Origin of the sequence: Fulvivirga maritima (assembly GCF_021389955.1) — a bacterium.
GTDB classification, from domain to species: domain Bacteria; phylum Bacteroidota; class Bacteroidia; order Cytophagales; family Cyclobacteriaceae; genus Fulvivirga; species Fulvivirga maritima.
This window is the reverse complement of sequence record NZ_CP089980.1, coordinates 6,287,613-6,303,376: the sequence shown is the minus strand read 5'-3', so window position 1 is coordinate 6,303,376 and position 15,764 is coordinate 6,287,613. Positions and strand designations below refer to the sequence as shown.

Sequence of the window (15,764 nt, the reverse complement as noted above, 5' to 3'; positions counted from 1 at the left end):
TATTTATATGATATTTTAATATTATGTAAATATTACATGAGTAATATTGTGTAATAAATATATTATTTACAGGAAAGTAAAGTATGGATATTCACATCTCACAAAGGTGTCTTGTAAATGTATTCCTGTAAAAACAGTCTTATTACTATAGTACTATTATCTATTTCCAATATTTGTTTAAGCCAATATGCTTATATTACAGGGCCTGATTCAGTAGTTTTGGGAGGCAGTGCAACCTATAATGTAGTAATTCCAGATGAACATGGGGATGTTTTAACTTCTCAGTGGTATGCTAATGCACATTCATGTAATGGATGTAGTGTTAGTTATCACTTATTTCGTGCTAGGTATACATTTGATCAATTGGGAACTAAAGAAATAGAATTTGAATATGATTCAGAGAACTATGGTTCAGATTTGGTTTGGAAAGATGTTATAGTATATGATCCTCCTCAAGCTCCAGAAACGCCAACAATCCCAATAATAATAAGTAATTGCGAAAAAGCAGTTCTAACTCGGGGAGATGTTCCTGAGGGTGAGACTTGGTTTTGGCAGATACTTGATCATTCGAAAGTAACTACTTATGGATCTGGTTCCACATTTGAAGTAGGGCAGTCTGGCTGGTATTATTTGAGGGCTAAAAATAACAATACAGGGATATGGAGTAACTACTCAAGTAGTATTTGGGTAGAGGTTAATGAAAAGCCTATGCAAGCCACAGGAATTGCTGCTTCCAGATGTTTGCCGGGTTCAGTAAGCCTTAAAGCATCTCCGGGAGGAAGTGGAACAACAATTAAATGGTATGCTGCCGCCGTAGGAGGTTCTCCCGTTCATATCGGATTGACGTTTAAAACAGACAATTTGTCAAGTTCTACTACTTTTTATGCTGCGAGTTTTAATGAAGAATGGGGGTGTGAATGTGATTATAGAGAATCAATCTCTGCCATAGTGAAAGACGTACTCCCTAATGAACCCGACCCAGATAGTGATTACTTATGTGGGGATGAAGGATATATTGAACTTAAAGCAGATGCAGGAAATGGAGCAAATACGATTAGATGGTATTCATCTAACAATGATACATCATTATTACATACGGGAACCTTATATAAAACACCTTCAATTAGTAAAACAACTACTTATTATATTTCAAGTTATTCTTCTGAGGAAGAGGGGTGTGAAAGCCTTCGTGTGCCGATTGTTGCTGCTGTTAACGCTGTTCCTATGGTAGATGCTGGTGAAGATAAAGAACTTTGTACAAATGAAATTGTAAACTTAGTAGGTAGTCCATCAGGAGGAATTTGGTCTGGCCTCTTTGTTGATAATAATGTGTTTAGTGCTATTAATTCAGGAGTGGGTGTGTATGAAGTGGCATATGCATATACAGAAAATTATGATATCGGATATTGCACAGGAAAAGATACAATTCATTTTGATGTTAGCTTAGAAGCCCCAGAAAAACCAGCTTATCCTAAAGTATTTAAAAATTATTGGAGTGAATGGAAGCTTATTAAATCTGAATCTCCAATTAATGAAAGGTGGTGTTGGCAAGGTTCAGACTTAGAAGCAAGGGATATTACCAATGTTAATAATGAATACATTGCTAATGGAACTGCACAATATTATTTGAGAGCCCAAAACATAGAGACAAGTTGTTGGAGTGATCCAACAATTATTGATGTTTTTATAGCTACTGAAAATGGCTACGATGGGTCTATTGTAAATGAGCCTTTAGGAAATAATTAGATAAATATGTTTACCAAGTTTATTTTAAAATTAAGTTTCATTTTACTGATAGTGCTTGAGGTATATGGGCAAGATCAAGACCATTACAAACCCGGTAAGATTATACCACCTTCTCCTACAGCTGCATCTTTGGGGGTTTATGGAGATGTTCCAGTTGGGTATTATACAGGGACGCCGAATGTATCAATACCATTATACACAATAAAGACTAATAATAATACACTGCCAATTTATCTATCTTACAATTTCACAGGGTTAAAGGTAGCTCAAGATGCTAGTTGGGTTGGATTGGGGTGGTCTTTAAATGCAGGAGGACTGATTACGCGTAGTGTTCAAGGAGAGGATGATATTTATAATAGTGGAGGCTATTACTATAGTCCAAATTTGCCTCCTATGCATACTATTGAAGGTGATGAAAATTATAACACACCTTATATAACAGATGATAATGCTCTTGAAACGCGCAATTATTATTTGGGGATACTTTATGGAAATTACGATGGAGCCCCTGATATATATATTTATAACTTTGGTATGTATTCAGGTAAGTTTGTTATGGGTAAGAAGCTTGATGGTACTCCGAAATTTATTGCTGATGACAATAATTTAAAGATTGAATACAATGAAACAGGTTCAGATAGGTGGAAGATAACCACACCGGAAGGATATATTTATAGTTTTAATACAGAAGAGTTGGTTGAAAATTACTCTACATCTTCAGACTTACCTGATAATAGTTTAGAAGGGTTGGATCATTATGTTAGATCATATAAGGTATCTGTATCATCTTGGTACTTAGACTATATTGAAGCTCCTAATGGGGAAAGAATTGAATTTGTGTATGATGATCATGATACATATGGGGTGCGTAGTTTGAGCGTTCCATCCAGGAGACATTGCAGGTATGATTTAGTAAGTCCTGTGGGTTCTACACAAGGTGCGCCAGCCGCAGATCGTTATGTTTATCATTCAACCTCTAGGCAGGTAATGGAGGATGTATATTTAAAAGAAATTAATTATAAAAATGGTCGTATTAGATTTGATAGGGTAGACCGTAGTGATATTGAAGTTGATGATATGTACTCATCTAATAATCCGCAACGATTGTCTGCAATTACAGTTTATGGCCCCACTAATGAGATTGTTAAGGAGTTTCAATTTACATGTAGTTATTTTAATGATGATCGATTAGGATCAACAGAGTTTTGTCGATTAAAACTTGATGCAATTCAAGAAAAGTCAAAGCCACCGTATAAGTTTACTTATCAAAACATGGATCAGCTTCCGAGTAAATACTCGCGAAAAGTTGATCATTGGGGTTTTTACAATTATGCAATTAATAATAAAACTATTAATGATGAGACAAGACCTACTCTTTTGCCTGAAGTATATGTTGCAGATTCATATTGGGGGCCGAGAACATATGAAGGTGTAGATCGAAGAGGTGATCAATTAGGTACAAGTGCAGAGAGAGGAGCACTATCATCTATTGTTTACCCAACAGGTGGTAAAACTATTTTCAGCTATGAACCAAATGAATATTATAGCTCAACTCCTAAAATTGATACAGTTGAGAGTTACTTGGGTTATGCTTATTCAAATGATTTTGGCAATGAATTGCAAGATGACTTTTCATTGCAAGAAACTGCATCAATAGGTTTAAGACTTTATGCATTCCCTACATACGCACATGAAGATGATTTAATACCTGTAGATCAATTCATAGGCTATCTAAAGAACAAGCAGGATGATAGTGTTATCAGTAGATTAAGCATGGCTAATACTCAAGTGTTCACGGATTTGCTACCTGGTCAATATTATATTGAAGTAGATGGAATTGTCGATTATAGTATAAATCTCCATGTGTATACTTATGATATCAAGACTGTTTTTGCTGAAAAAGGAGGAGGTATAAGGGTGAAATCAATTAAGGATGAGGATGACAATGGGAGAGAATTGAAATATCAGAAATTTATCTATACTCTGGATGGTACTGAGGAGGGAGCAACATCAGGACAATTAATACATAAGCCTTTAAATAGATACATGAAAACCGTAAAGTTAGGGGTTGAGGAAGGAGGAGTAGGCTTAGGTTCTACGGCTCTTTATTTAGTGAGAGCTTCTTCTTCACTTTTTCCTATGGGTTTTGGGGCTTCCACGGCTCCTGTTGGTTATAGTAAAGTCTATGTGTATAATGGGCATGAAGGCGAAGGAGGCTCTACTGTATTGAATTATTTCAATTTACCCCCACAGACATATGACTTAATTCCAGAATTACCATTTTCACTTGATCGCCGAAATGGCAAGTTAATAGAAAAAGAAGTATACGATAATAAAAACAAATTAAAATTAAAAGAGAAATATAGCTATTTGCTGAAAAGGAGGAATGTATTGAAAGGGGTAAAGGTTTTTAAACCACCAATGGAACCTAATCAATTTTTTTTATATGAGGATAGGGATGTCCTTTATTATGACAATGTTTCAGAGTGGTGGGTTCAAGATTCAAAAGAGGTGATAAAATTTTATGATGGAGAAGAAGTTGGGGTAAAAGAAAAATATTCTTATGAAAATATGGATCATAAACTAGTTACAAGTATAGAGACAGAAGATTCAGATGGGCGGTTAATTAAGACACAGTTTTCTTATCCACATGATTATGCATCTACAGAGCCATATAGCTTGATGGTTAGTGAAAAGTATATGATTACGCCGGTAATTGAAAAAAAGACAATGATAGATGGTGTTCTGCTAAATACTACAAAAACAGATTTTGCCCTATGGGAAAACAATTTAATTAATATTCAAGCAATTTATTCAAGATTTAAAAATGATCCATATGTGCCAAGAGTTATTTATCATGATTATGATGTTTCTGGAAATGTGCTTAGCATATCTAAAAACGAAGATAAAAAAACTTCTTATCTCTGGGGTTATAATGGAGCTTATCCTATAGTGAAAGGTGTGAATATATCTCATGATAATCTTGAGGATGTAGTGGATCTAGTGTTGAAGCGATCAGGTTACATTAACGGAATTGATGACCTAGATAATTTTTTGAGGACGCTCAATAACTTTGATAACTATAATCAAAGATTTGACTGGTTTGAGTTTAATATAGCAATAAGGGATCAGCTCGATAATCAGGCTTTTGTTGAAACTTACACTTATAAGCCTTTAATCGGAGCTACAAGCAGGACAGATGCAAATGGCATAACAACATTTTATCAATATGAGGGAGATAGATTATTATCAGTTAGAGATTATCAATATAATATTTTATCGAACTATGAGTATCATTATAAAGGACAGCCTATATGGTCCGAATAGTTACTATAATGAAATTAAAACTATATAGGAAATTTGTGTTCGGATTGTTTATTGTAATAATTTTTCAGTCTGAAATTTTAGCTCAAATTACTACGGTTCAAATTTTAGGACCTACTAAGGTGTCTCAGGGTGATCACGTAAGTTATAGAGTAGTGTTTAAAGACTATGAAGGACGTGATGTGGAGTCTCCACTTAATGACTATTGGGACTGGACTATTTGGGAAGAGCCTAATTTGAGTTATGATGTGTACCCTCAAGTGGTAAATACATCAAACTTTAAATGTGAGGTTATATGGGGATCTCCAGGTTTATATGAATTGGAGTTTGATATTAGAATGGATAATGATCTTGTATATGGAAATATTGAGGAAATAGTCAGGTTAAAAGTTAATGTGGAAGGAGGTGTTCCTAAGCCTATAGTGCATGTTTCAAATGGCGGTGTAGTGTCTAATGAAGATGATGTAATATTGTCAGTGGATAATTATACTTATGACTCGTATCAATGGATGGATTATTATGGGAATCCACTGGTTGGAGCTAATGGATCTACCTTTAAAACAAAGCAGCCAGGTAAATATAGTGTTAATGTCATTAAAGGAGATCAAAACTTTACGTCACAAATAAAAACTGTAGTAGATCGATCTACTATTCAGGAGGGGATGAATTACATCGTAACTAATAATATTCAAGTAGAGGGAGTGACGGCTCCAGAGTCAGATAGCATGAAAATATTATCTGTTAATGAAAATCAGGTTTTAATCAATTATTTTGATGGTCTAGGAAGGCCTATTCAGACTGTCTCAAAAGAGGCCTCTCCTATGTTAAAAGATATTGTTCAATCAATGGTATATGACGAATTCGGGAGGGAAGCAATAAAACTGCTTCCTTATACCAGTGAGAGTAATGGTTATTACAATATAAATGATTTAGATAGAACTGATCCAATTGGTGGAGGTGGGGATCTTTATGATTTTTACTTAGTACAAGACAAAGTTGCCCATTCGGAATACCCTTTTGCTATGACAAAATTTGATAAATCACCACTAAATTTAATAATGGAGCAAGGAAGTCCCGGGGAGGCGTGGCAAACAACAGGAAGTTTGATGTCTTTTGATCATTATCCCGTGGTCAATAATATCCATGCCGACAAAATGGAATATGAGACGAATAAGGCGAATGAAGTCTGGAGGTGGGATTATTTAGAAGGTAATATTGGTGAATTTGGAAGTATAATGGCACGTGGTCAAGAAGGTGCTGATTTGTTTTATGATGAAAATCAATTGTTTATAAAGAAAGTGTTTGACGCTGATTTGCACCAAACAATTGAGTATAAAAATAAGCAGGGGCAGATTGTGTTAAAAAGAACTGGGTTAGCACATACTTTTTATGTATATGATGATTTCGGGAACTTAAGAGTTGTGATACAGCCTGAAGGTGTTAATAGGTTGTTTAGAGAGAATTTGCGTATTCCTGATAAAGATTTTCTGGATAAATGGTGCTTTTTGTACAATTATGATAAACGTAATAGGATGGTGGGTAAAAAAATGCCAGGATCGGATTGGGTTTATATGGTGTATGATCAGAGAGATCGATTAGTGCTAACCCAGGATGGAAATCAGCGTCTACATAATCAAGATATTAATAAAAACAACCAATGGTCTTTTACTAAATATGATGCAATTAATAGGCCAATAGCTACAGGAATTTATGAAGATATAGAAAATACAAGCCAAGCAATGATGCAAGCATCATTAAATATTTCAATAGGAAGTACTTATGATTGGTATGAGGTCTTTGGAGGGACAATTTATGGTTATACAAATAATTCCTTTCCAACCAATGTATCAGCTTCAGATTATTTGACTATTACCTATTATGATAACTATGAATTTAAATCTTTATATTATTTTGGTAGTGATTTTGACTATGATCCAGAACAATTAATCAATGCCTTAAGTGCTCAAAGAACCTATTCTTTTCCAGAAGAAGAGTTCCGTCGGGTTAAAGGAAAGTTAACAGGAGGTATGAGTCGATTATTAGGAGGAGAGGAAAACGAATGGGTTAAATCTATTACTTATTATGATGCCAGATACCGTATTATTCAAACTATAAAGAATAATCTGATGCAAGGGTTTGATGTTTCAAGTAGTATTTATGATTTTTCAGGGAAGTCTATAAAGACAGCAATAAGCCATTCAACTGATTTCAATAGTATCAAAATTGAAAAATTATATTTTTACGATCATATTGGACGTTTAAATGAAATATCGCATGCAATAGATAATGAGCCAGCTATTTTACTTGTTAAAAATGAGTATAACGAACTTGGAGAGTTGGTGGATAAAAGATTGCATTCTGACGATAACGGCTTAAATTTTAAGCAATCAATTGATTACCGCTACAACATTAGAGGATGGTTGACCTCTATTAACAATTCAGAGCTTGCAATGGATGATACTAATGATGAGAGTGATGACTTTTGGGGTATGAATCTTTTTTATAATTATACAAAAAACGGATTCGAAATACCATGTTTCAATGGTAACTTATCAGGTGTTAAATGGAAAACAAAAAAAGATGCTGAGAGGTATGCTTATGGGTATCAATATGATGATATGAATAGAATTGTTTCTGCTCATTTTGTTAAGGGGAAACGTTACCCTGATGGACATTTTGAGGATGAAGGTTTGTATAATTTGGAGATCCTTCCATTAGGCAATGATCCTTCAGGATATGATTTAAATGGAAATATTTTAAACCTAAAAAGATATGGAGGGAAAAGAAATGAACCTGTAGCTATTGATTTACTATCTTATAATTATGAAGGGAATAAATTATTAAATGTCCATGATGCCGCGACGACAGAAGGCGGTTTTACAGACGGCATCAACACTACTGATGACTACACCTACGACGCTAATGGTAATATGACTCAAGATCTGAATAAGGGCATTGTAGAGATCACCTATAACCATCTTAACCTACCAGCTAAAGTATTAAAAGATGATGGTCAGTATATAGAATATACCTACGGTGCAGCGGGTATTAAGCTGGCTCAAGAGGTGTATGACTCAGAAGGGGTAAGGGTAAAGCGCACCGACTATATAGGAGAATTCATTTATGAAACTCTGGGAGAAGATGGCACGCCAAAACTACAGCTCATTCAACATGAGGAAGGCAGGATAGTGGAAGATGAAATCAATGGAGGATGGGAATATCAATACCATTTAAAAGATCATTTGGGTAATACCAGGGTGTCATTTACTACTAAGCCAAAGACACACGAGTTTAATCTATTCTATGAAAGCACCACAGGAGGTACTGTAAACGTAGCAGGACAAGATAAGGTAGATGATACCGATTTGCTGTCAGAAGAAGATGCGGGGAATATTTATACTAACAATGTTTTCGATCATACTGATGAAGGTGGTACTTACCAGAATGCCTATGTACTTAATGGTAACAATAGTTCACGTGCAGGTTCCTTGGTGCCTGTAAGCGTAGGTGCAGGAGATAAGGTAAAGGTATCTGTAAATGTAAAACTCTTAAACATAACCAGTAATGAGGTAAATGCCCCAGAAGGTATAGGAGTAATTTTAAGTGCATTACTTACTTCTCATCTTATACCAGGAGGCACTGAAGCATCCAGTAGTATTAGTAATGGTTATGGGAGTACAGGAGGCTTGCTAGGCACAAATGGATTTTCGATAGAGGATGCTCAACCCATGGTATTTCTTAATATGTTGTTTATACCAGAAGACGGGGTAAGCACAATAACCAATAGCGAACTAAAATATAAACAAGTATCAGATGCCAATGATAATTGGGAATTACTTACCTTGCCAGAGTTCACCGCCCCCTCATCCGGTACAGTGATGATCTATGTCAGCAACGAAAGCAACACCCAATTAGAAGCCTACTTCGATGATATGCAGCTGACATTAAAAGAATCCCCTATAATTCAGGCGGATGATTACTATCCCTTTGGTCTGGCTTTTAACTCCTATCAGAGGGTCACGGCGAAAGAGAATAAGTACTTATATAACGGTAAAGAAAGAATCAGTGATCTTGATTTAGGATGGTATGATTATGGAGCTAGGATGTACATGGCTGATGTTGGGAGATGGGGAATGATAGACCCATTGGCTGATCAGATGCGAAGGCACTCGCCATATAATTATGCTTTTGATAATCCGATTAGGTTTATTGATCCTGATGGGATGGCGCCACTTGACGACTATTTTGATCAAAATGGCAATTATTTAGGCTCTGATAATGCTGATACGGATAATGTAAAAGTGATAGCTAGAAGTAACTGGGACATGCTAAAGACAACAAACGAAGATGGAAGCGAGACAGTTGATCATGATATTGGCTCTTATTCATCAGTTGATCATTCAAAATCAGGAATTAGTGATGAGGCCAGCGTGAAAATCTATGATCATTATAATACAACAGATTTACCTATGGAGAGTGCTGATTTAGGAACAGCGGAAATGTCTTTTGCTTATAAAGTACGTGATGGAGTACCAGTAGAAGGAAGCGAAAGAATGCGAGTTGATCTTGATAATATGAAAGACTCAAAAATATCAGATCATGCTGAAGAAATAAAAAGCAATTTTGTGCATGAAGGGAAACACTATTCAGACTATCAAGAGACAGGTGCAGCTGATTTTAATATGGCAGGTAAAACTGATGCAGGTCATAAAGCCATGGAACGAAGAGCCGTTAATACACAGGTTAATGACCCATCTTTTGCAAAAACTAGAAAAGCTTATCAAAAAGGTGTTGTTAAGTATGGTGTTGATAATGGATATATACCTGTACCTCCCAAAATTAAACCAAAAGGGTTATGAGAAGTTATTTGTTAATATTTGCTACAATTTTGTGTGCTCAAGTTTTTGGACAAGATCTCAGTATTTACATTGACAGTGTTAGCGTCAACAGAATAAAAAAAAATACTAACCCAGATATTGTTAATATCCATGAAAATGGACCTTATGTGGAAATGAAAGTAGTTATTTGCAATAAGTCAGGTGAAACGATTACTATTAGTCCTGTAAGCGCCTCTTACTATTTGAGTTACAATTTTGAAGGAGAGAAGCATGAAAAGGAACTTTTTCCCCTTGGATTTATGGATAATAAGATGGTTGATATAAGACCTCATCAGGAAGTGAGGTTTTCAGTGAAAGATGATATTTTTTATGGTACTCCCATATTTTCTGTATCAAAAGAAGATTACACTACAGAAATTATAAAAGCACTACCAACACTTGGTTTTACATATAAACAAAAGGGTATTAAGGTGTTAACAAATGAAATTCGTAATGTTATAATCGCACCTGAATAGACTACAAGTAATACGATTCAACGTATCCGTCCGACAAACGGATCTGGACCTGCTACATTTGATTGGACAGTAAGTTAAGCGCTTTTGAGTTAAATTTACTAAATATGAAAAGAGCAAGAAGAGAGTTTGACAAGGAGTTTAAACAGATGGCAGTGAACCTGTGCCTGTCAGGAAAAAGTACAAGAGAAGTAGCTGATGAGCTTGGTTTAAGGACTGAGCTGGTTACCCGATGGAAACGTGAATACAATGAGTACAAAGAAGGTAGTTTTTCAGGTCATGGTAATCAGAATTTAACCTCAGAACAAAAGGAGATAGCCCGTTTAAAACGAGAACTGCGTGAAGCCCAACTAGAAAGGGATATTTTAAAAAAGGCAGTAAGCATCTTCTCCAAGGGAGACAACAAATATTCCGGTTCATAAAGGAATACAACCACAGATTTGGTGTTGAGAGGATGTGTAAAGTACTTAAAGTCAGTAGAAGTGGTTTCTATAATTGGAGCAACAGAAGGCCATCAATGAGAAAGTTGGAGAATGAAAAGGTATCCGCATGTATCAGGACTATACACAGCAATAGCAGAGGAAGGTATGGTAGCCCGAAGATCACCGAGGAGTTACGAGACCTGGGTTGGCGTATCTCTCGCCCCAGAGTGGCCAGGATCATGCGTAACCAGGGCATTAGAAGTATTATTTGCAGAAAGTTCAGAGGAACTACCACCCAATCAAGACACAACTATCCAGTAGCTAAAAACCTATTAAACAGAGATTTTCAGGCAAACCTTCCGGGGCATAAATGGGTCTCTGATATTACATACATCCCCACTGGTCAAGGTTGGATGTATTTAACCATCATTATGGATTTGTACGATCGAAAGATTATAGGATGGTCATTGAGTAGGTCTATGGCGTGCCATGATACAATATGGCCAGCCTGGAGAATGGCTTTAATTAATAGGCCAATAACAAACCAATTAATATTTCATTCCGACCGGGGAGTGCAGTATGCCACCTATTCTTTTTCAGATCACCTCAAAAGTAAGGGTATACAACAAAGCATGAGTAGAAAAGGTAATTGCTGGGATAATGCTGTGGCAGAAAACTTCTTTAAGATACTGAAGTCAGAACTGGTCAAACATACCAATTTCTATAGTATTCTTCAGGCCAAGAATGACCTGTTCGAATTTATAGAAATATGGTATAATAGAAAAAGAAAACATTCGCACTTAGGATATAAGACGCCTGAACAATTTAATAACCATAACTATTCAAAATGTGCTTAACTTATTGTCCAGTTTTTTGTTGCAAATCCATGTGCCATTTACTATGAATAACAAGCCCCAACTGGTCGTAGGTTAAGCGCAGTGGTCCTACGACTTTCCCGTTCGTCCGCGTATGTGACCTGTTGTTCCGCGTATGTCCGTAGCCGTTGGCGCGCTGTTTTCAAGGCGTGCCATCTAGTGATCAAATTCCTTGTTGTTCCGCATATGTTTATATTAGACTGGTCACGCGTTTTAAAAACGCGCGCCAGCGGGGATAGCTTGGCCACTCACTTATTAGAAGATGGTGTCAAATACAGTTGCTCTTGGGGCATAACTCAACCAAGACCACAGAGGTATACACACATATAGCTAACACCTCTATGAAATTAATCAGAAATCCTTTAGATTGATCCCCATAATAAAAATAAGGGAATGTGTTTCCCTTACACGGATGTTGGGCATAATTTAAAAACACCTGATGACAAAAGAAAAAGCTAGTCAAGAAATTAATTGGAAACAAATTGTAATTACCTCAATAATTACAGGACTCGTTTCCCTAGCAGTTGCGATTGTAGTGTTTTTCTACACTACTGAAAAAACGGAGCTTACTTATGAAGAATTTCCTATTTCGACATTTCAAAGTAATGAAACTGAATTGTCAATAGTGAATTATACAATTAAGAATAGAGGTCAAAAAAAAGCTGAAAATGTTAAGCTTTATATCGAGCTACCTCCAACTAGCAGAATTAAAGAACCCAAAATTGAATCAAACAATCCTCTTGTTGAATTTAACATTGTCAAACAGGAAAAAAACTTAATTATCTATCAGGTTAACTCGCTATACCAATTTGACAATTTAAACCTTTCACTTTTAGTTGAAAACCTAACAAATAAAAATGATATAAAAATTGAAGTTCGAGGAAATAATAGTGTCGGAACGTTAAACGATAATAACGAAAAGAATATATCACCTGTTGTTCTTTACATAACGCTCGTTCTAGTTATTATTTTCATTATTCTTTTAATCGTTTTAATATCAACAGCTAGAAAAGCAACAAAGGCATTTAAATTCTTTAGAAAGAGATTAAATGAAGAATCTGAAATTGAAGACAGAAAAGTCGCAGACATCTTAACACAAGGGGTTGATTACTGTGATATGGGGATGAGTGAAGAATCAATGAAGGTATTATTAAAAGGAAAGTATTTACATCCTGAATCGTCAGCTATTCATTCGAATCTAGCGAGAGCATATGCTCGAAATGGCCAAATGGAAAAAGCCATTATTGAGTATAACATAGCTGAAAAATTAATAAAAGGTGAAACCGATGAAATGATATTCAACTATACTAAGGCTCATTACTTTGCTTTGAATAATGACAAAGAATCAATGATTAGACATCTAAAAAAGGCAAAGGATATTGACAAAGAAAGAGTTACAGAGAAAATTATGCTTGATGACGAATTTGGCAGTTATAAAAATGATGACGAATTCCTTGCATTGAATGAATAAAAAAACTATGCCCAATTGAGTAGACGGCTCTGACTCAAATTGAGCCAGGGTTCGCCTCTCACACCACCGTACGTACCGGTCTGGTATACGGCGGTTCATTGAATCTCTGGTTGAAGTTTTAGGTAATAATCCAGCATGCTTTGATACCCTTTCTTTCTTAGTCGTGATATGGTGATAGTAGTCCTCAGGATGGGGCTTTTGTAAGCCCCCCTAAAAATAGGACAGTTTAAAAGTAGAAAAATTTAATTAAATTTAAACTGTTCACTATGAAACGAAAGAAATTTTCACCCCAACAGATTGCCAGCATCTTGAAGGAATTTGATGCAGGTAAGACCGCGGCTGAGATCAGCCGTGAGCATGGCGTTAGTCAGGCAGCCTTCTACAAGTGGCGCCAGCGATTTGGAGGCATGGATGCTTCAGAGTTACGGAAGCTAAAAGAACTTGAAGAGGAAAATCGCAGGCTTAAACACATGTATGCGGAATTAGCCCTTGATCTTAAGCTTGCTAAAGAGATCATCGAAAAAAAGCTTTAAAGCCCTGCCAGAAAAAGCAGCTAGTTACGGAAATAAAAAGGGAATTTAATTACGCGATCAGCATCAGCAGGGCGTGCCGGGTTTTAAATCTTGCCAAATCCGTCTATTATTATTCATCTATTAAAAATGATGAGCCTATTATGGCTGCTTTAAAAGAAAAAGCAGAGCAGTTTCCCAGAGAAGGTTTTTGGAAAGCTTTCAGTAGACTTCGAAATGAGGGGCATAAATGGAATCATAAGAAAGTACATAGAGTCTATAAATCCATGGGATTAAGTATGCGTAGAAAGACAAAAAAAGACTGCCCGCAAGAGTGAAAGAGCCTTTGGAGATACCGCCTGTAATCAATCATACCTGGTCTATTGACTTTATGAGTGATGCTTTATTTAACGGCAGAAAGTTTAGATCTTTCAATGTAATGGATGATTTTAACAGGGAAGCGTTACATATAGAGATTGACTATTCTCTTAAGAGCAATAAAATAGTATGGGTTTTAAACCATTTAATTAAACGTCGAGGCAAACCTGAGCGGATCAGGATGGATAATGGCCCTGAATTTATTGCAACATTAACTAAGGAATGGAGCCAAATGCACGAAATCGACTTCATTTATATACAACCAGGTAAGCCCACTCAAAATGCCTACATAGAAAGGCTGAATGGCACCTTCAGAAGAAATGTATTGGATGTGTATCTTTTTGATGATATAAATGAAGTGCGTGAAGCTACTGAAAAGTGGATGAATGACTATAACTTTTTCAGGCCTCATGAAAGTCTGAATGACTTGAGTCCGGTGCTGTATGCACAGAGGGCGTTAACAGTGGATAACTCTATCGAGTTACCCACAATTAACACCTGATTTCAATAATAATAATTGTTAGAAATCTATACATTTAAACAGTCCTAATTTTGGGGTGCTTACACTTACGACACTGGCTTTTATGATCTTCCACAATTAAATAAGTATATGTATGAAATGTTTGGAATGCCCCCTAAAGCGTTAAAACAGAACAGCGATTTGATACAAATTTATTAGTCAAAATGCATCCCTCAATTTTAAGGAGTGTGATGAGAAACTCAAAAAACGGCAAAATGATAAATAAAACCCCAAAATTGAGCGTAAGTCTATTTTAGGGTTTTATTATTAGTGATAGATCATTCATATTTGAACCATCGATTGGATTAATCGGCTATAATGAGTAATCCTTGAAATTGCTATTAAGCCAATTTTCCGAAAAAGCGCTCTTTCATGGCTTCCATTACATTTTCTACTCCGTCCTTTCTGAGCCACTCATATTCTGTATTAGAAAGATCGCCTGCTGTGTGATGCAATTGGCCGTCATTATTTAGAGCTGCTTCATAAATGACTTCAGCAATGCTTTCTGGGCTATCACGTTTAGTAGATGCATCTGCACGCATAGCCTTCATGTAATGATCAAAGATATCTTGATAATTGGGGTGAGAAACAAGTTGTGCATTGCTGCCAAAACTTGTCTGCATGTAAGCAGGTACTATCGTTTTAATGGCTATTCCGAAGTGGCTTAATTCATAACTCATGCCCTCTGTCCAAGTTTCCAAGGCAGACTTTGTGGCTGCATAAACAGCTACGAACGGATAAGGAATATTGGCCGTGGAAGAGGTTACGCTAATAACGGAACCCTTTTTTCGTTTTCTTAGATAGGGAAGAAAGGATTTTGTAATCAGTATGGTTCCTAAAAAATTAGTATTGATTTGTTGAGCTATTTGTTCTTCGGTGGTTCCTTCAAAAGGTCCCATCAATCCATATCCCGCATTATTCAATACTACATCTACCGGACTTATTTTTTCTGCTTTTGCAGCTATCCCGGCTACTTGTTGCGCGTCGTTGAGATCTAACTTTAAAAGATGTATGTTTGGCAGATCTATAAGTTCAGTTTCTTTTTCCGTTTGCCTCATAGTAGCAATAACGGTCCAGCCTTTTGAAGCGAATAATTTAGCGCAAGCCTTTCCTAAACCTGATGAAGCACCTGTGATAAAAATAGTCTTGTTCATAAGTTTAATTTTTTT

Annotated in this window: 8 protein-coding genes and 1 pseudogene; 8 read left to right on the top strand and 1 reads right to left on the bottom strand. The window is 36.1% G+C overall.

Translation table 11 applies throughout. The annotated features are described in order from the left end of the window. Positions 1–117: 117 nt before the first annotated feature. From LVD15_RS26365 to LVD15_RS26330, 8 genes and pseudogenes are all read left to right on the top strand, one after another. Complete coding sequence (locus LVD15_RS26365; RefSeq protein ID WP_233778176.1) at positions 118–1,746, top strand: immunoglobulin domain-containing protein; 1,629 nt, start codon at positions 118–120, stop codon at positions 1,744–1,746. A 6-nt stretch (positions 1,747–1,752) separates the two neighbouring features. Next, positions 1,753–5,073, top strand: coding sequence for a hypothetical protein (locus LVD15_RS26360; protein WP_233778175.1), 3,321 nt, complete (start codon positions 1,753–1,755; stop codon positions 5,071–5,073). Positions 5,074–5,081: 8 nt separating this feature from the next. Next, the gene (locus LVD15_RS26355) at positions 5,082–9,929 is read left to right on the top strand and encodes a DUF6443 domain-containing protein (protein ID WP_233778174.1); all 4,848 of its coding nucleotides are present in this window, start codon (positions 5,082–5,084) and stop codon (positions 9,927–9,929) included. Next, entirely contained in the window at positions 9,926–10,423 is a 498-nt protein-coding gene (locus LVD15_RS26350) for a hypothetical protein (RefSeq protein WP_233778173.1), read from the top strand. The genes LVD15_RS26355 and LVD15_RS26350 overlap by 4 nt, the downstream gene beginning before the upstream one ends. Before the next feature lie 104 nt (positions 10,424–10,527). Then, positions 10,528–10,842, top strand: coding sequence for a transposase (locus LVD15_RS26345; RefSeq protein ID WP_233776495.1), 315 nt, complete (start codon positions 10,528–10,530; stop codon positions 10,840–10,842). Continuing rightward, the gene (locus LVD15_RS26340) at positions 10,827–11,699 is read left to right on the top strand and encodes an IS3 family transposase (protein WP_306416983.1); all 873 of its coding nucleotides are present in this window, start codon (positions 10,827–10,829) and stop codon (positions 11,697–11,699) included. Before LVD15_RS26345 ends, LVD15_RS26340 begins: the two co-directional genes overlap by 16 nt. A 457-nt stretch (positions 11,700–12,156) precedes the next feature. Next, the gene (locus LVD15_RS26335) at positions 12,157–13,188 is read left to right on the top strand and encodes a tetratricopeptide repeat protein (RefSeq protein ID WP_233778172.1); all 1,032 of its coding nucleotides are present in this window, start codon (positions 12,157–12,159) and stop codon (positions 13,186–13,188) included. Between the two features lie 266 nt (positions 13,189–13,454). Continuing rightward, positions 13,455–14,577: pseudogene (locus LVD15_RS26330) on the top strand (IS3 family transposase). Between the two features lie 359 nt (positions 14,578–14,936). On the opposite strand, the gene LVD15_RS26325 reads toward LVD15_RS26330, so the two are convergent. Next, on the bottom strand, positions 14,937–15,749 hold the full coding sequence (locus tag LVD15_RS26325; protein WP_233778171.1) for an SDR family oxidoreductase: 813 nt from the start codon (positions 15,747–15,749) through the stop codon (positions 14,937–14,939). Between the last annotated feature and the right edge of the window lie 15 nt (positions 15,750–15,764).

Bases quoted from the DNA above. Each gene is read 5' to 3' on its own strand.
- LVD15_RS26355 (WP_233778174.1), top strand. From the start codon at position 5,082: ATGAAATTAAAACTATATAGGAAATTTGTGTTCGGATTGTTTATTGTA.
- LVD15_RS26365 (WP_233778176.1), top strand. From the start codon at position 118: ATGTATTCCTGTAAAAACAGTCTTATTACTATAGTACTATTATCTATT.
- LVD15_RS26325 (WP_233778171.1), bottom strand. From the start codon at position 15,749: ATGAACAAGACTATTTTTATCACAGGTGCTTCATCAGGTTTAGGAAAG.
- LVD15_RS26335 (WP_233778172.1), top strand. From the start codon at position 12,157: ATGACAAAAGAAAAAGCTAGTCAAGAAATTAATTGGAAACAAATTGTA.
- LVD15_RS26350 (WP_233778173.1), top strand. From the start codon at position 9,926: ATGAGAAGTTATTTGTTAATATTTGCTACAATTTTGTGTGCTCAAGTT.
- LVD15_RS26360 (WP_233778175.1), top strand. From the start codon at position 1,753: ATGTTTACCAAGTTTATTTTAAAATTAAGTTTCATTTTACTGATAGTG.
- LVD15_RS26345 (WP_233776495.1), top strand. From the start codon at position 10,528: ATGAAAAGAGCAAGAAGAGAGTTTGACAAGGAGTTTAAACAGATGGCA.